We start from the raw sequence: 19,623 nt of genomic DNA on the forward strand, positions 1-19,623 counted from the left end.
CAGGCTCCCTCATCTGGACTCGAACCCGAAACCTGCCGGTACTTTCAGCGCTCCGTGGGTGTCCGCTGGTGTCGTTGAAACCCCTTCGACGCCAACATGTCTCGCGGTTCTGACCACGCCGGTGTATGTGCTTGTACGCCGGAATAGCGGCACGTTTGTAGCGGGAAAGTAGTGGGTAGGTCGTGAGAATCTGGGCGCGGAACCACTCCGCGACTACGGATCGCGTTCGGCAATTTGGGATGCATCATGAAGAGACCCACGTGCTAGTCGGGCGACGGATTTGAGGTGGTCGCTCACGACGTTTGCGATCGTTGGCAGATGTTGGGACAGAACGACATACCGGTGCTGAGCTTCGAACTTCATCGATGGGCTCGTTGGTCGGCGTCGGATGCATCGTGCACCGCTGCGGACTAGCTGCGGACTCTGGAGGTGGCTAGGTGATTAGTGCTCGACCACCGAGTGACGGCACAGCCCGGCCCAGTCGATGGCCTGCCAATCAAGGAAGCCGGCCGCCAGCTGGGTGCCCCCGGCGGGCAGTTGTCTCGACAACCGATCGGCCGAAAGACCGCGAGCCTCCCGGCAATAGTGGACTTCCCGATAATGTCTGCGCCATGCCACTAGAGGATCAGGTTGGGCGCTGGATCGAGCGCGCGGAACACATAAAAATCATGCTGGACCAGATGGCTGCCACCTGGCCCAGCAATCAGCGTCTGCTCCCCTCGTCGCTGGCCAATCTCCAAGAGATGCTCACCCACAGCTACCTGGAACCGGCCCTGGCGGATGCGCCGGAAGGGGCGGTGGCCGGGATCGTCGAACCGCTGCTGACGGCGCTTACGGAGTTTCGGGAGATCACGTCGATGTCGGGCGGTAGCCGCGAGTTCGTGGAGGCGATAACCAAGATCCGTGACATCGCGCAGACGACGGCGCTGTCGCTCCGGAGCGATGATTCCTTGCGGGTGCAGACAGTGGACGAGGTGATCAGCGATTTCGCCGAGGAGTACAGAACATCGCTCATTCTGGCTCTCACGGCCAATTACGCGCTCTCGCAGACGGTCACACGCTGGCGGGACGAGAAGTTCAAGGGGCGGGGAGTCGGCAACCATCTTGACCTCAGCACGATGCAGTTCGTGGGCGATCCGAGCGATCGAACGATTCCGATGGCGAACCTCACCAGTGCGAGCACCGGCGAGCCGCTGGTGGTGACTCCGTCCAACTTCGGTGCCGCGATGAAGGAGATGATGAGCGGCGGCACCCCGCCGCCCATCTATCGCATGGCATATACACAGTGGTTCACGACGATCCACGCCGCTTGGGAGGACACCTATCGGCCTCGGCTCGCGGCCGCCCACGGCGTCGGCCCCGACCGGAAGTCTTGGGAGAAGAACGATATTCGGTCCGAGTTCTTCCATGAGGTCAAGCTGATCCGCCACGACATCTCGCACAAACGGGGAATATGCGTCGGGAGCGCGCACAACAAGATTATTAATTGGGTGGTCCCAGGCGAGGAGATCGCTCCGACGCCACGACAGATGCTGGACCTGCTGGATGTATTCCCGGACGCTGAGTTGCGATGCCCGCCGACTAAGACTGAGAGCACCACGGACCCCCTGCCGTATCAGTTCGAGAGGGAATGGGTCGCTCGGGTGAGGGCACACGTCGAGCGCCTGGCGCCTGCTAAGAAGAAGCGTGCGGCAGTGGTCCAGCAGGTGTTGGACGACTGGATGGGCGCCGAACACTGAGAGACCCCAGTGCCGATCGGGGTGCCGGGTCCTTCCGTGGATGTGAACACGCTCATGCCTCGACGGTCTCAGGAGTACCTCGCCAACTACGCGGAATCAGCAACCCGGGACTGTTCTTCTCCCTGCTTCCTCATACAGGCCATCCTCTGCGGAGGGAGGGCGTGTCAAGGATGGCGAAGCCACCGCGGAGCGGACACCGGCAGGTGGTCCTTGACTCGTTCTCCTGGAGCGAGACAATCAGGCCGCTGAGGAGGCGGGGAGTTGCTTGCGCACCAAGGCTGTTCGGCAATCACCTATCCGGTACGGGCGGGAAGGTGCCCGGTACCGGATAGGTGGTCCCGGCGGATCGAGGGGTGCCGGGGGTCTGTGGTCTGGAGTCGACGCCGTTGGCGACTCACTGTCCGGCATCGTTGCCGGTGACCGAGGAAGGGGGCCGAAGCCCCCAAGTGCTCAGTACGCCACCGCCTCCAGTGCCTGCTGGCAGTCCCAGTAGGCGTCGAGGCACTCGCGGCACACCGCCTCGTTCTCATCGCCGGGGACGTAGATGGGCAGGGTGTCGGTCGCCGGGTTGGGGCACTGCGGGGTGGTGCACTGGATGGTGAGGGTGGTGGCGGTCATGGTGGGTTCCTTCCCTGGGGTGCTCGATCTGGGCATAGCCCAGACCACCGTGAGGGGGCACGGAAAAGGGTTGGCGAATGCCAATCACGCAGTGACGCAAGCGAAGCGCAGCGCCCTTTGGAGTGCCCCCTCACGGCGGTATGCCTTCGGCAGATCGATCGCCCCAGGGAAGGAACCTGGTGACCGCCACTACCGGATTCGGCTGCGGAACCACGAAGTGCCCCAACCCGGCGACCGACATCCGGAGGCGACCTGGTGATGAGAACGAGGTGGTGTGGGGTGACCAGCTGCGTGACTGCGGCAGATGGGTTCTGGGAGGCAAGCGAGCGGAGCTCGTGCGGCAGCACCGTATGAGAATCGGCGGGATCGCGGACCGGTCGATCGGTGCCCAGAGTGCCGGCCGATTCAGTTCCTGGCTCGTTGTGTGAAGTGCCTCAATGGATTCCGGCAGTGCGCTGGCGTGTGTCGCGACGCGCCGACGCGCCGCGGCGACCGCCGTTCAGGGAGCCGCGTCGCGCGGCGTTAGCGTGTCGCGGCGCGCGCTAGCGCGCCGCTCTTGAACCTATATAGCGAAATTCAGCAACGAGACCCTCGGAGCGAGAGCGAGTCGCAGCTTAGGGACGGCTGTCGTAGGCGAGTTCAGCCGCATCGGAGCATGATCGGCCAGAGCAGAGCTGCGAACGATGGTTATGGCGTGCGACCAGGCGGTTCATCAGCGTTCCGTCGCGCCGGTCGAACGCCCGTGCGATTGTAACTCCTTGTGCCACAACAAGATCGGCGACTATCTGTCGGTGCATGGATCTACCGTTGGTCTATCCGAGGTGCCACGACGCAGGGTGACGGGGCTCTCGGCGGTTCCGAATAACTAAGGGGGATGGCCATGTTGGTCATCAATGAGCGTACCGACGCACCGAAGACCGAACAGCTTGTGGCCGAGTGGCTACGAACATGTCATGTTCCGGGTCTGGCCGTCGCGGGTGCCCATATACCTGGCAGACGCCGCGGCGATGCCGGACAGGAGGCCGATTTCATTGTGTTCACACCGAATACGGCGGTCTGCATCGAGGTGAAGGGCACGCTGAGCCCGTCCGGTGGGGTGCTGCACTGCCCGGTCAATGGCAGATGGTCGATGACCGGGCACGAGGGCGATCCGGTGCACGTCCGTAGCGGCGACGTCAATCCGCTGTATCAGGCGAAGTCGGCCATGTACGCGCTGAAGGCGTTGACCGAGAACGCCACCGGCGCTCAGCAATTCGTTTCCGCGCTGGTGGTGATCGTTGCCAGGGGTGGCACCACGGTTGACCTGGACAAGCCGACGAAGCGGATGCTGCCCAAGGGCGTAGACATCATGCTCGGGAACAAGCCGAACGATCTGTTCACCTGGTTCCAGCGAGGCACCTACCGCAAGCAGATCTGGACCATCAGCAGTGTCCGCGCGATGCTGGAACAGCTGGGCGTCAATGACCCTGCGGCAAGTTCCGATGCCCTTGCGCAGGAAGGCTTTTCCGGCGACATCGAAGGTGCGACTCCACGCCAGGCGACGTCGACATGGATGCCTATCGACACGCGGCAACCCTATACCTCGATAGAGACCCCCTCCCCCGCTCCCGATCCTGTGATACAGCAACCGAGATCGCCGCGACCGTCGTATCTTCCGGGGATCGCGGTCACACACGGTAGACCTCCGCATACCAAGAAGCGGGTCGTCAAACATCGACGGAGGTCCGCCGGATCACCGCTTCTGGCCATTGTCGCCTTGGCTGTGATCGGTGGCGGCGCGTGGTACGTGGTCGATTCCAGCTCAGGTCAGCACAATGACCGCGGCACGAGTTCGGTTACAAGTTCGGCGCCCGTTGTTCCGAACGAACTCCCCGCGCAAGTGGAAACCACCGAACCATCTGAGATTCCGGCACCTCAGCGGCAAGCACCTCAGGGGTGCTATCCGTTCCAACCCAATTGCTGACCGCGGCGATGCTGCGGCACTTGAAGTCTCGAACAGCACCGCTGTCCGATGAGGTGATCAAGGACCGTACAACACTGGCCGAGCTGTTCCGGGTCTGGCTCGCCACCAAGACCAAGCTCAAGCGGCAGTCACGCGATGTGTATCAGCAGGTGTGGGATCGGCACGGCCGCAAGCAGATCGGCGCGCTGCGTATTCGGGAGCTTCCCACCAGTCGAGCTGAACGGCATCTGAGCAAGATCGCCGCGAACTCGGATTCGAACGCGAAGATGTTCCGGGTGGTGCTGCTGGCATGTTCGCGCTGGCGGTGCGCTATGACGTATTGGCGGTGAATCCGATTCGCGAGACCAGCCGCACGGGCGGCAAGCAATCCGGTGCCCGTGCCCTCGCTCCCGAGGAATTCGCGATGGTACGCAAGGCGGTTCGCGACTACCGCAGTCGGGATAAGGGTTTCGGGCCTCGCCCGGGCCGACAACTCCCGGAGTTCGTCGACGTGCTCGTTTCGACAGGGTGCCGGCCGAATGAGGTGCTGTCGCTGCGCTGGTCCGATGTCGATCTGCTGGCCGATCCGCCGACGATGACGATCATGGGCACGATGATCGATCACGGCGCGGTCAAAGGTGAAGCGCTGCACCGCCAGGACGAGCGTAAGGGCAATGCGCCCGCGCACACCGTGATCCTGCCCGCGCTGGCGGTGGAGGCGCTGACGATTCTGTTCGGCAATGCCGCCGGACCGGATAGTCCGGTGTTCACCAACCGCGATGGCGGATGGATGAGCCTGGCGAATCTGCGTCGGTCCCTACGCGCCGCGCTGCCTGAGAAGTTGGCCTGGGTCACGCCTCGCAGCTTTCGGCCGACTGTCGCGACTGTGGTGCGTGACGACTTGGGAGCGGCCGAAGCGCAAGCGCAGTTGTCCCACGCGAAGTTGGCGACGACCGAGCGCCACTATCTCATGCGCCGAACGGTTGGACCGGACGCCAGGAATGCGCTGGATCGGTTCTCGCAGGGGAAGTAATGCATCGTTTGTAGTGGGAAAGTAGTGGGATTCGCGCGAATTGCTCCGACAACGAGAAAAGCCCCTCACCGGCTTACGCTGGTGAGGGGCTTTTCTGGGCTCCCCCATCTGGACTCGAACCAGAAACCTGCCGATTAACAGTCGGCTGCTCTGCCAATTGAGCTATAGGGGATTGTGTCCCGGTCACCCTCTCGGGCGACCGGAGAAAACTTTAGCGCATGGGTTGTTCACTTCCCAAATCGCGCTTCTACCTGGGGACATGCGGGCGTAGGGGCGGATCGACATGGGGTGGGGGCTTCGGGCAGGATGTACACGCGGAAAGGCCAACGGGAGGAGCTTCTCGACATGCTGCGGTTGATCATCGGCGTCGCGGCCGGGTATGTGCTGGGCGCGAAGGCCGGGCGAGCCCGGTATGAGCAGATCAGTAAGACGACCCGTGCCATTAGTGAGAGTCCTGTCACGCGGAAGCTGGTGCAGGTTTCGCGGCAGCGGCTGTCGGACAAGTTGAGTACCCAGCCGAAGCTGGAACCCATGGAGCCGCTCGATGAGCGGACCACGATTCTCGTACCGCACGATCAATTGCGGCGGTAGAGAATTCGGGATGGCGCGACTGCCGCGGGGCGGCAGCGCGCATCCACTATTTCGGATAGAAGACAACTCCGGCGCGGGCGGGCGGACCTTCGGTCGCCTCGCCTGGGTCGGATTGTCGCGCTTGGCGAAACCCGCTAGCGCCCGCCGAAATCCTCGGAATTGCCCATGGCCTGGGTGAGCAGGCTCTTGCGGTACTGCTCCAGGGCCACCAGGTCACCGAACAGGGCGAAGTACGCCTCGGACTGTTCGGTCGAGGAGATGCGCTGGAGTTTGGATTTCAGCTCGGCGATCTGACGGCCGACCCAGGACTCCTGGACGCGCGCCAGCACGCCGGTGATCAGACGGGGGATGTCGGCCTCGGATTTCACCGGTAGCTGCTCTGCGGCTAATTCGGACACCAAAGCGCGCATGGTGAGATCGTCGGTGTTGTCGGCGACGGCCGCGACCCACTCGGCGCCGCCCAAACCCGCTGCGGTGCCGCCTGCTTCGACGATCGCAGCACGTGTGGCCACATAGGCCGGATGCGTAAAGGCTTCCGGTTCAAGCGAATCGAAGACGGGGCCGGCGAAGGCGGGGTATTGCAGGGCGGCGGCCAGGGCCTGACGCTGGGGAGCCAGTGCGGGGTCACGCGGGTTCGGGCGGGCTGCGGGCTGATCGGTAACCGCTTGCGACGCTTCACGTTCCGGAATACCGATGCGGCGCGAGCCACCGGATGCGGGGCCGGTGCGGGCGTTCTTGCGCGCCTCGTCGCCGACGCGGCGCACCACCATCTGGATGTCGTCCCAGCCCACCCAGCCGGCGAGCTTGGTGGCGTACGCCTTGCGCAGTGCGTTGTCCTTGATCTGCGCGACCACGGGCACGCCGCGCCGCAGCGCGTCCACCTGACCCTCGGGGGTATCGAGGTTGTGTTCGGCGAGCAGGCCGCGAATCACGAACTCGTACAGCGGGACTCGGCGCGCGACCAGATCGCGAACGGAGCCGTCGCCGCTGCGCTGGCGCAGTTCACACGGGTCCATGCCGTCGGGGGCCACGGCGATATAGGTCTGTCCGGCCAGCTTCTGATCGCCGGAGAACGCCTTCAGCGCCGCTGCCTGCCCTGCCGCGTCACCGTCGAAGGTGTAGATGATCTCGCCGCGCCAGAAATTGTCGTCCATCAATAGCCTGCGCAGCATGGCGAGATGTTCGTCACCGAAGGCCGTACCACAGGACGCCACAGCGGTTTTCACGCCGGACAGGTGCATCGCCATTACATCGGTGTAGCCCTCGACGACTACCGCCTGATGGCCCTTCGCGATCTCGCGTTTGGCCAGATCCAGGCCGAACAGCACCTGAGACTTCTTGTACAGCACCGTTTCCGGCGTATTGATGTACTTGGCCGTCATGGTGTCGTCATCGAAGAGGCGACGCGCGCCGAAGCCGATCACATCACCGCCGAGATTGCGGATGGGCCACAGCAGTCGGCGGTTGAAACGGTCCATCGGACCGCGCTGCCCCTGCTTGGACAGCCCCGCCGCCTCCAGCTCCTTGAACTCGAAACCCTTGCGCAGCAGGTGTTTTGTGAGCGTATCCCAGCCGCCGGGGGCATAGCCGCAGCCGAACTGGTGCGCGGCCCCGGCATCGAAATTGCGGTCGGTGAGGTAGGTGCGAGCCATCTCGGCCTCGGGTTCACCGAGCTTGGTCATATAGAACTCGTGCGCGGCCGCATTGGCGGCGACCAGCCGGGAGCGAGTCCCGCGATCGCGCTGCACCGAGGTGCCGCCACCCTCGTAATTGATCTTGTAGCCGAGCTGGTCGGCCACCTGCTCGACGGCCTCGACGAACCCGATGTGCTCGATCTTCTGCAGGAAGGCGAAGACGTCACCGCCCTCACCACAGCCGAAGCAGTGGAAATGGCCATGATTCGGGCGCACATGGAAGGACGGGGATTTCTCGTCATGGAAGGGACAGAGGCCCTTCATGGAGTCGGCACCGGCACGCTTGAGCGCCACGTACTCGCCGACCACATCCTCGATCCGAGCACGTTCACGAATCGCCGCGATATCGCGGTCTGGAAGTCGGCCTGCCACGGAGCGAGTCTAGCCGCGCGCCACTGGCGCGCGGGACCGGGACGCACGGCTGGACACCGGACCGAATGCCGCGAACCGCGCATGCCAGGATCTATCGGTGCTCAGCCTCTACCACGACGCCCGGACGCCGGTGCATACCGTGCCCGCCGGTCCGAAACTCGTGGTGCTCGCGGCGGCCGGAACCGCACTGTTCTTCGTACCGTCGATGCTCTGGCTGGCGGTGGCGCTCGCCGCGGTACTCCTTTTATATGTAGTCGCGCGGATTCCCTGGCGGGCGACCGCAAGGCAGGTGCTGAGCCTCGCCCCGTTCCTGGCGCTGATCATCCTCGCGCAGGTTCTCTTCACCGGCTGGCAGAGCGCCGTCCTGGTCGGCGAGCGCGTGCTCACCCTGGTGCTACTCGCCAATCTGGTCACGCTGACCACCCGCACGTCCGCCATGATCGACACCATCGAAAAGGCTTTGCGCCCACTGCGACCCCTCGGCGTGCGCCCCGATCGCGTCGGCCTGCTGGTCGCCATGACCATTCGCTTCATCCCCGTCATCCGCGAACAGGCCGAGCTGGTGCGCTCCGCCCAGCGCGCCCGCGGTATCGAACGCTCCACGGTATTTCTGATCCCGCTGCTGATCCGGACCCTGCGCATGGCCGATCAGGTCGGCGAGGCCCTGGACGCTCGCGGCTTGGACTGATCCGTGGTTGCCGATCGTGTGCCGACACCATGCGGCGAACGGACCCGGACCGCGGTCCCCATAGGATGCCCGGGTGCGTAGTAGGGATTTGGCGCAGGTAGCGCTGTTCGCGGCAATAATGGTGGTGCTCGGGTTCTTCCCGCTCATTCAACTTCCGGGTGCGTTCGCGCCCTTCACCTCGCAAACTTTGGGCGTGATCCTGGCGGGCTCGATTCTCGGAGCCAAGCGGGGTGCGCTGGCGATTCTGCTCTTCGATGTGCTGGTGCTGATCGGCCTGCCGGTACTGCCGGGCGGGCGCGGTGGACTCTCGGTGATCATGGGTCCGACAGGTGGATTCGTCATTGCCTACCCGATCGGGGCATTGGTGATCGGCGTGCTCACCGAAAGGCTGTGGCGGCACTACAATCTGCCCGTCGCCCTGGCGATCAACTTTCTCGGCGGCGCGGTGGTGCTCTACGCGATCGGCATCCCGTGGATGGCCGTCGCCGCGCATATCCCGCTGCACAAGGCGATCGTCACCTCGATCGCCTTCATTCCCGGCGATATCGTGAAGACCGTTATCGGCTCACTCGCCGCCATCGCGGTCCGCCGGGCCTATCCGATGATCCCGGCTCGCGCGTGATCGAACTCGAGGGCGTCTCGCACAGCTTCGGCGAGCGCGAGGTACTGACCCGCCTCGATCTGAAACTCACCGAGCGCCGCATTGCCGTGATCGGCTCGAATGGTTCGGGCAAATCCACCTTCGCGCGACTGCTCAATGGTCTGCAGGTGCCCAGCGCGGGCCAGGTACGGGTGGATGGGCTCGATACCCGCAAGCAGGGCAGGGCGGTGCGCCGCCGCGTCGGTTTCGTCTTCCAGGACCCGGACGTGCAGATCGTCATGCCGACCGTCGCGGAAGATCTGGCCTTCGGCCTCAAACATCACGGCCTCGCCAAACCCGAAATCGCCGAACGGGTTTCGGAGGTGCTGACCGAATACGGTCTCGCCGAGTTCCGCGACCATCCCGCACATCTGCTCAGCGGCGGCCAGAAACAGCTGCTTGCCATTGCCGCGGTGCTGTCGGTCCGCCCGGACTACGTCATCTTCGACGAGCCGACCACGCTGCTCGATCTGCGCAATAAACGCCGCATAACCCAACTGCTGCACGAACTTCCGCAGCAGATCGTGGTCATCTCACACGACCTCGATCTGCTCGCCGACTTCGATCGGGTGCTGGTCTTCGACGCGGGCCGCCTACTCGCGGACGGCCCGCCCGCCGAAACCATTCCCCGCTATATCGACCACTGCGCGGCGAGCTAGCGCGGCAGCTTGCTGGTCAGCTTGGTCTCATCGTCATTGATGGCGATGCACTGCACCGTCGGATCGGAGTTCCACTCCGACTGCGAATGCGGCCGGTAGTACAGGTAGCTGAGCCCGGCCTTCTTGGCGTCGATCCGATCGAACACCTCCGCGCACTTGGTCTCGGCGAAGTCCTTGGACTGCTGATCCCCGGTCCAGTTGGGGAGCGAGAAGTTCAGGAACACCTCGGCGTCATGCGGTCCGGAGCAGGAGGTCACCGTCGCACCGCTGATCGACGTCTTTCGGTGCACACCGTTGACGCAATCGCCGTCCTTCAGATTGCGCAGCAGCGTGTACCCGCCCGGCGACGCGGTGGTCGTCGGCAGCGACGGCGTCGAGAAATTGACCGACGGCGGGGTGAAGTTCACCGAGGGCGGGGAGAACGAGTCGGTATCGGTGTCCTTCGTATTCGTCACACCCACGGCGAACAGGACCACGCCGACCACGGCCCATACCGCCGTCAGCACGAGGCCGGTGATCGCCAACCCCTTGCCCTGCTGATTGCGATCCTTGATCTGGCTCAGCCCGATCACACCGAACGGCACCGACAGCAGGCACATACCGAGCAGACCGGTGATCAGCGCGGCGATCGCGAAACCATTGGTGCCCTGCGGCGGACCCGGATAGGGCGCGGCGGGGTAACCGGGAGCACCCGGGTACGGCGCGGGCTGCGGATAAGACGTGCCATACGCCGGATCGCCCGGATAAGGCGCTGCCCCTTGATAAGACGGCTGCGCACCATACGGCGCGGCACCCTCGGGTTGAGGCCACTGGCCGCCGGTTCCCTGCGGATCGGGCTGACCCCACGCCTGCTGGCCGGGCGCGCTCTGCTGACCCCACGCCTGCTGGTCCGCGGCGGGCTGACCCCAACCCTGCTGACCGGGAACACCCTGCTGACCCCAAGCCGGTTGCCCGGGAACGCTCTGCTGACCCGGATCCGCGCCGTAGGGCTGACCGGGTGACCATGCCACCATCGTCGGGTCCGGAACGGCCTGCTGCCCCGGCTGCAACTGCTCCGAGCCTGCCGGTTTGCCCAACTCGACGGGCTTGTCCGGTGTGTTCGGATGTTCCGGCGTCGGATCCACGATCCCCCCTCCGCGGACCCGATCGGCCCGCTCTCAGCTTTTGCCCGCTCACCGTAGCGGTTTCCGATTCGGTCCGCGAAACCTATATATCAGGGGATTACGGCGGCCACCCGTTCCAGGCGGCTTTCGGTATACGAGGCGATCTGATCGGCGATCACCCGAACCCGGGCGGTGTCGTCGGCGGCCTCCTCCCACCAGGGCAGGAGTAGGCGGTCCAGGCCGCGCGGTGCGATAACGGAGAGGTGCTGCGCGACCATGAGAATACGGTCGCGCTGCCCGGCCTGCCGGACCTGGTGGATGGGATCGGACAGCACATAGTGCAGCGCCATGGTCTTGAGCACCGCGACCTCGGCCGCCACGATCCGCGGCACCTCCAGATCGGCTGTGTAGCGGCACAATTGGCGTCCGCCCCAGGCCGCGCGGGTGGCTTCCACAGCGGCGGTGGCGAATCGGCCGACCAGATCACTGGTGAGGCGCTTGAGCCCCACGGAGGCTTTCAGCGAACCGTCATAGGAGGCCGCCGCGACCACCACCGGCAGTTCGGAGAGTCGCTGCGCCGCGGCCACGAGTTCGTCGAGGGTCAGCGATTTGTGCTGGCGCGCACCGAGTTCCGCGAGCGTGGCCTGTTCGACCGGATCGGCGAGCGAGCGCAGATCGATGCGGCCGACAATGATCCCGTCCTCCACATCGTGCACGGAGTAGGCCACGTCATCGGACCAGTCCATGACCTGTGATTCCAGGCATTGCCGTCGATCCGGCGCGCCCTTGCGGACCCACGCCAGTCGATCCATATCGACGTCGTACGCGCCGAACTTGGAGCCGGGACCTGTTCTGCCCCAAGGATATTTGATGACCGCGTCGAGAGCCGCCCGGGTCGGGTTCAACCCGTAACTATGCCCCTGATCGTCGAAGACCTTCGGCTCCAGCCGGGTCAGAATCCGCAGATTCTGCGCATTGCCCTCGAAACCCCCGTGCGCGTCGGCGAATTGATCGAGCGCCATCTCACCATTGTGTCCATACGGCGGATGCCCGATATCGTGCGCCAGCCCGGCCAGATCCACCAGATCCGGATCGCAGCCCAGCCCGTCGGCGATACTGCGCCCGATCTGCGCGACCTCCAGCGAATGGGTGAGCCGGGTGCGCGGGGTGTCACCATCGCGCGGGCCCATGACCTGCGTCTTGTCCGCCAGTCTGCGCAGTGCGGCGGAGTGTAGTACCCGCGCCCGATCGCGCGCGAACTCACTGCGCCGGGCCGGGGTGGGTGACCAGCTGAGCCCGGCGGTGCGTTCGGTCTCCGGGACCAGCCGCTCCCGATCGTGTTCGCTGTAGACCCGGTCGTAATCGATTCGCGCACTCATGATCACTGCTCCGCCGTGTAGGTGAAATCGGCCGAATAGTGGGTGAGCTGGTACCACAGCAGCGCGAAGGTTTCGCGAAATATGCCGTGCGCCTGCGATTCCCGGGTGTAGACGGCCGGGCCGGTGCGAGTCGGGGCGGTCCACGCCGATAGTCCGGCATCGCGCGCCATGGTGCGGGTGCGCAGCGAATGCCATGGATCGCTCACCAGCACCACCGACGACTTGTCGCGCGCCAGTAGAGCTTTGGAGACGGCCTCCACGCTTTGCAAGGTGTCCGAACCGGTTTCGACCGCGAGGATCCGATCGGCCGGTACGCCGCGGTCTTCCAGATAGATCTTCCCGGAGGCGGCTTCGGTGTAGTTGTCCCCCACCTGTTTTCCGCCGACCGTCACGATGAGCGGCGCGACGCCCCGCTGAAACAGCTTGTACGCCTGGTCCAATCGCGCCTGGAACACCGAGGACGGCGTGCCGTCGTATTGCGCCGCGCCGAGCACCACGATCGCGTCGGCGGGTGCCCAGTCGTCGATGCGGGCCACCTGCCACACCCGCACCGCGGTACCGCCGATCACCAGCAGGCCCATGAGCAGCCCGCCGATCAGCAGTCGGCGCGCCCAGCGTAGGGTGCCCGCGACAAAGCCGTCACGGGCCTGCTCGACCTTCGGCGTCCTCCACGCGGGCTCGAGGCCGCGGTTCCGGAGTTTTACCAACCGCGCCGCCGCCACTCGGGCAATTGCGGGCGCTCCGCGCCGAGGGTGGTGTCATCGCCATGGCCCGGGTACACGACCGTGTCATCCGGATAGCGAGCGAAGAGTTTGGACTCCACATCGCCGAGCAGCGAAGCGAACTCCTCGGGCGTGCCCGTTTTGCCGATTCCGCCCGGGAATAGCGAATCTCCGGTGAACAGGTGGGTGCGGCCGTCGCCGTCGGTCAAGGCGAGCGCCACCGAACCGGGGGTGTGACCGCTCAGGTGAATGGCTTCGAGCTCCAGATCGCCGATGCGGATCTTGTCGCCGTCGACGAGCAGTCGGGTCGGTGGCACCGGGAGCGCCTCGGCATCGAGTTCATGCGCGGCGGACGGTATCTCGCGCGCGGCGAGCACCTCGGCCAAGGCCCACCAGTGATCGGGATGGCGGTGCGTGGTGACCAGTAGCTCGACCCCTTCGGGAGCCTGCTGACCCACCAGTTCCAGAATGCGTTCCGCCTCATTGGCGGCATCGATCAGCAGCGTCGATCCCGTTCTCGCGCACTGCACCAGGTACACGTTGTTGTCCATGGCACCGACCGACATCTTCACGATGCGCGCGCCGGAAACGCTGCGCTGCTGTGGGTTGGAACCAGGGGCGACATGACCCGTGTACGGGGTATCGATCGTGATCACGCCTCTGATCGTAGTCATGGCCGCCGACACGGGTGACCGGAAGAAACCTCGTGGCCCGCATCCGGCGGATAGATTCATCGGATGCGGCTACCGAAGCGGCTCTCCACGCTGATGTCCGGCTTCGTGCTGGCCTTGATTCTCCCCTGTGGCACAGGCGCGCCCGCGCAGGCGGAGCAGCCGCAGCGGCTACCCAGCTATGTCACCGATTCGGCGGGCGCGTTGCGCGGCGGTCAGACCGCCGAGGTCCAGAGTGCGATCGATTCGCTGTACACGAAAGACCATGAGCGACTGTGGGTTGTCTATGTCCACGACTTCGCGGGGATGGATGCGCAGAGTTGGGGCGAGCAGACCGCGAAAGCCTCCAACTTCGGGGATCGGGATGTGCTGCTCTCGGTCGCGATCGATGATCGCGGATACGCGTTCACCGGGAGTGCTCCGGCCTCGGTCAGCGAGAAGGAACTCGATCAGCTGCTCGGCGATCAGGTCGAGCCCAAGCTGCGCGCCGGAGACTGGGCGGGGGCCGCGATCACGACGGCGAATGGTTTGTCCGCGGCCATGAGCGACTCCGGGGGCGGGCTGAGCATCTGGGTGGTGTTGCTGCTGGTGCTCGTGGTGGCGGTGCTCGTCGGCGGGCTGCTGTTGTGGTCGCGCGGGCGTAAGGGGCGGCGGGCGCGGGCCGAGGTGGAGGCGGCACGCAAGGTCGATCCAGCCGATTCCCAGGCGCTCGGCGCGCTGCCGCTGGCCGCTCTGGACGCACGCTCCAAAGAACTGTTGGTCGACATCGATAATGCGATTCGCACCAGTGCCGAGGAATTGCGGCTCGCCACCGACGAATTCGGGGCGACCGCCACCGCACCATTCACCGGCGCGCTCGAGGCGGCGAAGAACGCCCTCGGTAAAGCCTTTTCCATCCGCCAGCAACTCGACGACGATATTCCCGAAACTCCCGAGCAACAGCGCACCATGCTGGTGGAACTGATCAGCACCTGCGGGCGCGCGGATCATGAGCTCGATGCCAAAGTCACCGAATTCGATGCCATGCGGAATCTGCTCATCAATGCCGGCGAACGCCTCGACGCGCTGACCCGCGATCTGATCGAGCTGACCGCCCGGGCGCCGGGTTCGGAGGCGGCACTCGCACAGCTGGTGGCGGCCCAGCCCGCGTCGGTGCTGACACCAATCCACGACAATGTGAATATGGCGAAGGAGCGGATCTCCTTCGCGGAGAAGGGGATTCAGGACGGGCGCACGGCGGCGGCGCGACCGGTCGGCGAGCAGGGGGCGGCGGTGGCGGCCATTCGCGCGGCGGAGGCGGCGATCAATACCGCACGGACACTGCTCAATGCGGTCGATACCGCCGCCACCGATATCGAGCAGGCGCGCGCCGGACTGCCCGGCATCATCGAGGAACTGCGGCACGATCTGGGCACCGCGGCCGCGCTCATCAAACACGGCGGACCGGAGCTCGCCGCGGCCGCCACCGCCGCCCGCACCGCCCTCGACCACGCCAGTATCGAGGGCGCGAACAATCCGCTGGGCACCTTCCAGCAGGCGGTGGGCGCGGATACCGTGCTGGACAAGGCGATTGCCGCCGCCACCGATCGCCGGCTCGCCGCCGAGGACCTCGCCCGCCGCCTCGACCAGGCGCTCACCGCGGCCCGCGGCCAGATCAATGCCGCCACCGATTTCATCAGCACCCGGCGCGGCGGTGTCGACGCCGAACCTCGCACCCGCCTCGCCGAAGCCCAGCGCAGCCTGGACCAGGCACAGCAGTTGGCCGAATCCGATCCGGCACAAGCCCTCACCGCCGCCCAGCGCGCCACCGAACTCGGCACCCGCGCCTTGGTCACCGCGCAAGCCGCCGTCCAGCAATGGCAATCCCAGCAGGCCGGCTCCAACTCCCAAACCGGTGCGGTGCTGAGCGGCATCCTCATCGACGGCGTGCTCCGCGGCATGGGCGGCGGATACCGCAGCGGCGGAGGCGGATTCAGTGGCGGAGGCGGAGGCTCCTACGGCCCCGGCTCCTACGGCGGCTCCGACGGCTCCCGCCGCATCAGCCGAGGCGGCCGCTTCTAACCTGTCCGCCGAGTGTGCACTCACGGCGGGCAACAGCCCCAAATACCGCCATGAATGCACGCTCGCACCTAGCCGGGGCACGCCCACCCGCGAAGTGAGGCCCCCGTCATCCCGGCGCGTTTTTGGCCGGGATCCACCGAATTCGGCTGGAGCACAGTCAGTGTGGATCCCGGCCAAAAGCATGCCGGGATGACGGGGACGAGGGCGGGAGCAAGGGCGGGGACAGGAGCGAGGGACCGCGCGAGGTCAGAGCCAGCCGAGGCGGTCTGCGGCGCGGGCAGCTTCGGCGCGGGTTCGGGTGCCGGTCTTGCCTATTGCGGAGGAGAGGTGGTTGCGGACGGTGCCTTCGGAGAGGTGCAGGGATTTGGCGATTGCGGCGGCGGTGGCGCCGTCGGAGGCGGCGGCTAGGACTTCGCGTTCACGGGGAGTGAGGGGGGAGGTTCCGGCGGTGAGGGTTTCGGTGGCCAGGGCCGGGTCTACTACGCGCAGGCCCAGGTGGACGCGGCGGACGGCGTCGGCTAGTTCGCGGGCGGGCGTGTCCTTGACCACAAAGCCGCTCGCACCGGCGTCGATGGCACGGCGCAGGAAGCCGGGGCGGCCGAAGGTGGTGACCATGAGGATGCGGACCGCCGGGTGCGCGGTGTGGAGTTGGGCCGCGGCGGCTATGCCGTCCAGGCCGGGCATCTCCACATCGAGCAGGGCCACATCGGGATTCGTGCGTTCGACGGCGGCGAGCACCTCATCGCCGCGGCCGACCTCGGCTACCACTTCCAGGTCGGGTTCCAGGCTCAGCAGGGCCGCGAGCGCGCCGCGTACCAGCGCCTGATCGTCGGCGAGCAGTAGTTTGATCACTTCGGGTCTCCCATCGATGCCGCCGGAAAGCTTGCCAGGACCCGTGATCCGCCCTCCGGGCGATTGGCCACGGTGAGGGTGCCGCCGATGGCGCGTACCCGCTCGCTCAGCCCGGACAGGCCGGAGCCGAAGCCCATTTCGCCGAAACCGCTGCCGTCATCGCTGACTTCGATACTGGTCGGGGTGACCCGCACGGTGGCGTGCCGGGCTCCGCTGTGCCGCACGATATTGGTGACCGCCTCGCGCAGCACCCAGCCGAAGACCACACTGTGCCGGGCGGGCAGTTCCTCGGACTCGGGCAGTTCGGCCTCGATCTCCGCGGCGCGCAAGGCCGTTCGCGCATTGACGAGTTCACCGGCGAGGGAGACCTCGCGCAGTCCGCCGACCGTGCTGCGCACCCCGGCGAGGGCTTCGCGTACCAATCGCTCCACATCGGCCAGTTCCTGTTTGGCGCGCGCCGGATCGATCTCCAGAAGTCGTTGGGCCAATTCGGTTTTCACTGTGATTACGGTCAGCGAATGGCCGAGGATATCGTGCACGTCACGGCCGACGCGCAGCCGCTCCTCAGCGATGGCGAGATCGGTCAATTGCTGTCGCGCCACATTCAATTGCTGATTGCGCTGGATCAGCTGGCGAATGCCGCCGACCGCGAACGCCGCCATGGCCATCGACTGCAGGGTGGCATAGTCCGGCTCGCTCCCGGCGATCGCCTGCGGCACCACAGCCGCCACCAGCATTACCCCGAGCAGGGTCGGAATCGCCTGCCGCACAGGCAGTGTGAAGGCGATGAACGACGCGAGATAGATGGCCAGCCCCACCGCCTCACCGTGCAGGGTCACCGCGACCGCCGCCAGCAGCGCGAGCTGCACACCCAGCAGCGGGAAGATGGTGCGCGAAGGCGGACTCGGCCACGCCGGACCGGTGGTCGGCATGCGCAGCAGGAACCAGTACGAACCGATATAGGTGAGACCGAAGGCCACGATCACCGCGAGCGTGTACACCCGCGACACCGCATTATCGAGCGCACAGGCCCGCTGCAGCGGTGGGATCAGATACACCGACCAGACGGCCGCGAAGATCCAGCCGACCCGCCTGCGCCGCGCGATACTCTCCCGACTCTCCACCACGGTGCCGGACGCTACCGCAGGCCACGACGATATGCGCCGACCCCGCGGTTCGCCGACCATCGGGTGACCGTCCCGCACTGGAGTACTCATTCCTCCACTATCGGACACATCGCCCGCCGGCACCTCGGCCGACCGTCACCGTTCACCCATGACAGATGTCATCCATGAACCCGAGGCCGGGCGGTACTGCGTCAGATGATGATGGTCACGGTGTGGAATCCGCTCGGGCCGGACGGGAAGGAGGGGCGGTCGGTGCCGTCCTGGACTTCGCCGGAGCGGCCGATGGCGCGGGACTGGATGGTGTGGGTACCGGGCGGAAGGTCCACCACGGTGCGCCAGCGCCGCCAGGCGGCGGGGGCCGACTCCGCGCCGAGTTCGACTGGGAGCCAATCGGTTTCGTCGACTCGTATTTCGACTCCGGAGACGCCCTGCGGTGGCGCCCAGGCGACTCCGGCGACCGTGGTCTTACCGGGGCTGCCATTACCACTGGAGGCCACATCGATGCGCGATTGCGGTGTCACCCACAGGGTTTGGTTGGTCCAGCCGCGCTTCCACCAGTAGTCGACGTGTGAGTCGTCGGCGAGTTCGAGCTCCGAGATCCACTTCGCACCGGTGTACTGGCCGTAGATGCCGGGCACGAAAACCCTTGCCGGGAAACCGTGTTCGGGTGGCAGCGGTTCGCCGTTCATACCGATCACCAGATAGCCGGGCAGCTCACCCGTGCGCAACAACTCCATGGGCAGCGAGATGGTGTAGCCGTCCACCGCGCGCGTCACCAGCCGCGTCGCTCCCGCTTCGGGCATGGCGTGATCGAAGAGCGTGGTCAGCGGCACCCCGAACCAACGAGCGTTTCCGGCCCGATGCTGTCCGGGCGTGTTGTGCACGCACACCATGACCGCGTCGAACTCCACCGCCTGCTCGGCGAGATCTGCCAGCGACAGCCGCAGCGGGTGCGCGACCTTGCCGCTGATGGTCAGCCGCCACTGCTTCGGATCGATGCGCGGCGGTCGCGAATTCACGTCCGCCACATAGAATCTGCCCGTCTTGGTGATCAGCGGCGACAACCCGGGTTCGGTGCCGAGCCCGTCCTCCGCCATCGGTGTGTGCGAACCCATGGGCCCGATGCGTCGCACCCGTTCGGCGTACCGCTGGTCTTCGCGCCGGATGAGCGTCTCGGCAGCGGCCAGCATGCCCACACCACCTGCGGCCCAGAGCAATTCGCCGCCGATCCCCGTGGGCGGGCGGCGCAATCCGGCGCGCAGGACCGCGGCCGCCGCGACCCCGCCGAGTGCGCCCGGCACCGAGCGATTCGCGCTGCGCAGCGCCACCGCACCGGCCCCCGCGCCGAGCGCCGCCACCGCGGGTGTGCGCAATCGTTCGGGCAGCAGGGCCAATCCGGCCGACGCGGCAACGATATTCACCGCGACACTGCCGCGCGTGGCCTCCTTGTCATAGCGGCCGGACCTGGCCACCATGGTCTCCACCACCTGAACGGGCACGATATCGGCGAGCAGCCGTCCGATGCCGTCGATCACCGATCCGCCCCGGGTCGCGGCGAGCAGCTCCCCGGCGCCGAGCGCGCCCAGCCCCACCGCCGCCGCACGCATCAGCCGCCGTTTCCCGTTCACCGACACAGTTCGAGCCTTCCCTAGCCGAGCGGGTTGTCCCCGCCCATTCTTCACCAGGGCGCTGGAATGCCAATAGGATTCACCGGCCGAATGCCGATGACCTT

At 66.0% G+C, this 19,623-nt stretch carries 18 protein-coding genes and 1 tRNA gene; 9 read left to right on the forward strand and 10 right to left on the reverse strand.

Going from position 1 to position 19,623, the window contains the following annotated elements:
- Positions 1–611: 611 nt before the first annotated feature.
- On the forward strand, positions 612–1,739 hold the full coding sequence (locus GFY24_RS19070; protein WP_153806419.1) for a hypothetical protein: 1,128 nt from the start codon (positions 612–614) through the stop codon (positions 1,737–1,739).
- A 450-nt stretch (positions 1,740–2,189) separates the two neighbouring features.
- Here the strand turns inward: GFY24_RS19070 and GFY24_RS19075 are convergent, their stop codons facing one another.
- Positions 2,190–2,357, reverse strand: coding sequence for a hypothetical protein (locus GFY24_RS19075; RefSeq protein WP_153806420.1), 168 nt, complete (start codon positions 2,355–2,357; stop codon positions 2,190–2,192).
- Positions 2,358–3,237: 880 nt separating this feature from the next.
- Here GFY24_RS19075 and GFY24_RS19080 point away from each other — a divergent pair.
- From GFY24_RS19080 to xerC, 3 genes are read left to right on the forward strand one after another with little or no spacing between them, the layout of a single operon-like run.
- Positions 3,238–4,320, forward strand: coding sequence for a nuclease-related domain-containing protein (locus GFY24_RS19080; RefSeq protein WP_194852928.1), 1,083 nt, complete (start codon positions 3,238–3,240; stop codon positions 4,318–4,320).
- A gap of 20 nt (positions 4,321–4,340) precedes the next feature.
- On the forward strand, positions 4,341–4,649 hold the full coding sequence (locus GFY24_RS42085; protein WP_228566444.1) for a hypothetical protein: 309 nt from the start codon (positions 4,341–4,343) through the stop codon (positions 4,647–4,649).
- Positions 4,610–5,332, forward strand: a complete 723-nt coding sequence (gene xerC / locus GFY24_RS19085) for a tyrosine recombinase XerC (protein ID WP_228566445.1) — start codon at positions 4,610–4,612, stop codon at positions 5,330–5,332. The genes GFY24_RS42085 and xerC overlap by 40 nt, the downstream gene beginning before the upstream one ends.
- 99 nt (positions 5,333–5,431) lie before the next feature.
- On the opposite strand, the gene GFY24_RS19090 is transcribed toward xerC, so the two are convergent.
- Positions 5,432–5,504 (reverse strand) — tRNA-Asn (locus tag GFY24_RS19090).
- A 173-nt stretch (positions 5,505–5,677) separates the two neighbouring features.
- Here GFY24_RS19090 and GFY24_RS19095 point away from each other — a divergent pair.
- Positions 5,678–5,923 carry a hypothetical protein gene (locus tag GFY24_RS19095; protein ID WP_067567582.1) on the forward strand — a complete coding sequence of 82 codons (246 nt, stop codon included), beginning with the start codon at positions 5,678–5,680 and terminating at the stop codon, positions 5,921–5,923.
- Positions 5,924–6,057: 134 nt separating this feature from the next.
- Here the strand turns inward: GFY24_RS19095 and dnaG are convergent, their stop codons facing one another.
- Positions 6,058–7,989 carry a DNA primase gene (gene dnaG, locus GFY24_RS19100; protein ID WP_309231035.1) on the reverse strand — a complete coding sequence of 644 codons (1,932 nt, stop codon included), beginning with the start codon at positions 7,987–7,989 and terminating at the stop codon, positions 6,058–6,060.
- Positions 7,990–8,086: 97 nt separating this feature from the next.
- On the opposite strand from dnaG, the gene GFY24_RS19105 reads away from it, so the two are divergent.
- The 3 genes from GFY24_RS19105 to GFY24_RS19115 all read left to right on the forward strand — a co-directional run bounded on the left by GFY24_RS19105 (position 8,087) and on the right by GFY24_RS19115 (position 9,976).
- Positions 8,087–8,677 (forward strand): energy-coupling factor transporter transmembrane protein EcfT, encoded by a 591-nt coding sequence (locus GFY24_RS19105; RefSeq protein WP_194852929.1) that lies wholly within the window; start codon positions 8,087–8,089, stop codon positions 8,675–8,677.
- 73 nt (positions 8,678–8,750) lie between these two features.
- Positions 8,751–9,299, forward strand: a complete 549-nt coding sequence (locus GFY24_RS19110; protein ID WP_309231036.1) for a biotin transporter BioY — start codon at positions 8,751–8,753, stop codon at positions 9,297–9,299.
- A complete protein-coding gene (locus GFY24_RS19115; RefSeq protein WP_309231037.1) occupies positions 9,296–9,976 on the forward strand; it encodes an ABC transporter ATP-binding protein in 681 nt (226 codons plus the stop codon). Before GFY24_RS19110 ends, GFY24_RS19115 begins: the two co-directional genes overlap by 4 nt.
- On the opposite strand, the gene GFY24_RS19120 is transcribed toward GFY24_RS19115, so the two are convergent.
- From GFY24_RS19120 to GFY24_RS19135, 4 genes are all read right to left on the reverse strand, one after another.
- The gene (locus GFY24_RS19120) at positions 9,973–11,100 is read right to left on the reverse strand and encodes a DUF4190 domain-containing protein (protein WP_153806423.1); all 1,128 of its coding nucleotides are present in this window, start codon (positions 11,098–11,100) and stop codon (positions 9,973–9,975) included. The genes GFY24_RS19115 and GFY24_RS19120 overlap by 4 nt on opposite strands.
- A gap of 89 nt (positions 11,101–11,189) precedes the next feature.
- A complete protein-coding gene (locus GFY24_RS19125) occupies positions 11,190–12,458 on the reverse strand; it encodes a deoxyguanosinetriphosphate triphosphohydrolase (RefSeq protein ID WP_153806424.1) in 1,269 nt (422 codons plus the stop codon).
- A 2-nt stretch (positions 12,459–12,460) separates the two neighbouring features.
- Positions 12,461–13,039: a YdcF family protein gene (locus tag GFY24_RS19130; RefSeq protein WP_153806480.1), complete on the reverse strand. Its 579-nt coding sequence runs from the start codon at positions 13,037–13,039 to the stop codon at positions 12,461–12,463.
- Positions 13,040–13,158: 119 nt separating this feature from the next.
- Positions 13,159–13,854 (reverse strand): MBL fold metallo-hydrolase, encoded by a 696-nt coding sequence (locus tag GFY24_RS19135; protein ID WP_153806425.1) that lies wholly within the window; start codon positions 13,852–13,854, stop codon positions 13,159–13,161.
- Between the two features lie 63 nt (positions 13,855–13,917).
- On the opposite strand from GFY24_RS19135, the gene GFY24_RS19140 reads away from it, so the two are divergent.
- On the forward strand, positions 13,918–15,912 hold the full coding sequence (locus GFY24_RS19140) for a TPM domain-containing protein (protein ID WP_153806426.1): 1,995 nt from the start codon (positions 13,918–13,920) through the stop codon (positions 15,910–15,912).
- A 246-nt stretch (positions 15,913–16,158) separates the two neighbouring features.
- Here the strand turns inward: GFY24_RS19140 and GFY24_RS19145 are convergent, their stop codons facing one another.
- The 3 genes from GFY24_RS19145 to GFY24_RS43355 form a co-directional block, all read right to left on the reverse strand.
- Positions 16,159–16,764 carry a response regulator transcription factor gene (locus GFY24_RS19145; RefSeq protein ID WP_309231038.1) on the reverse strand — a complete coding sequence of 202 codons (606 nt, stop codon included), beginning with the start codon at positions 16,762–16,764 and terminating at the stop codon, positions 16,159–16,161.
- On the reverse strand, positions 16,761–17,981 hold the full coding sequence (locus GFY24_RS19150; RefSeq protein WP_153806427.1) for a sensor histidine kinase: 1,221 nt from the start codon (positions 17,979–17,981) through the stop codon (positions 16,761–16,763). Before GFY24_RS19150 ends, GFY24_RS19145 begins: the two co-directional genes overlap by 4 nt.
- 101 nt (positions 17,982–18,082) lie before the next feature.
- Positions 18,083–19,525 carry a molybdopterin-dependent oxidoreductase gene (locus GFY24_RS43355; RefSeq protein WP_153806428.1) on the reverse strand — a complete coding sequence of 481 codons (1,443 nt, stop codon included), beginning with the start codon at positions 19,523–19,525 and terminating at the stop codon, positions 18,083–18,085.
- Positions 19,526–19,623: the final 98 nt, after the last annotated feature.

Origin of the sequence: Nocardia sp. SYP-A9097, assembly GCF_009649815.1 — a bacterium.
Lineage (GTDB): Bacteria > Actinomycetota > Actinomycetes > Mycobacteriales > Mycobacteriaceae > Nocardia.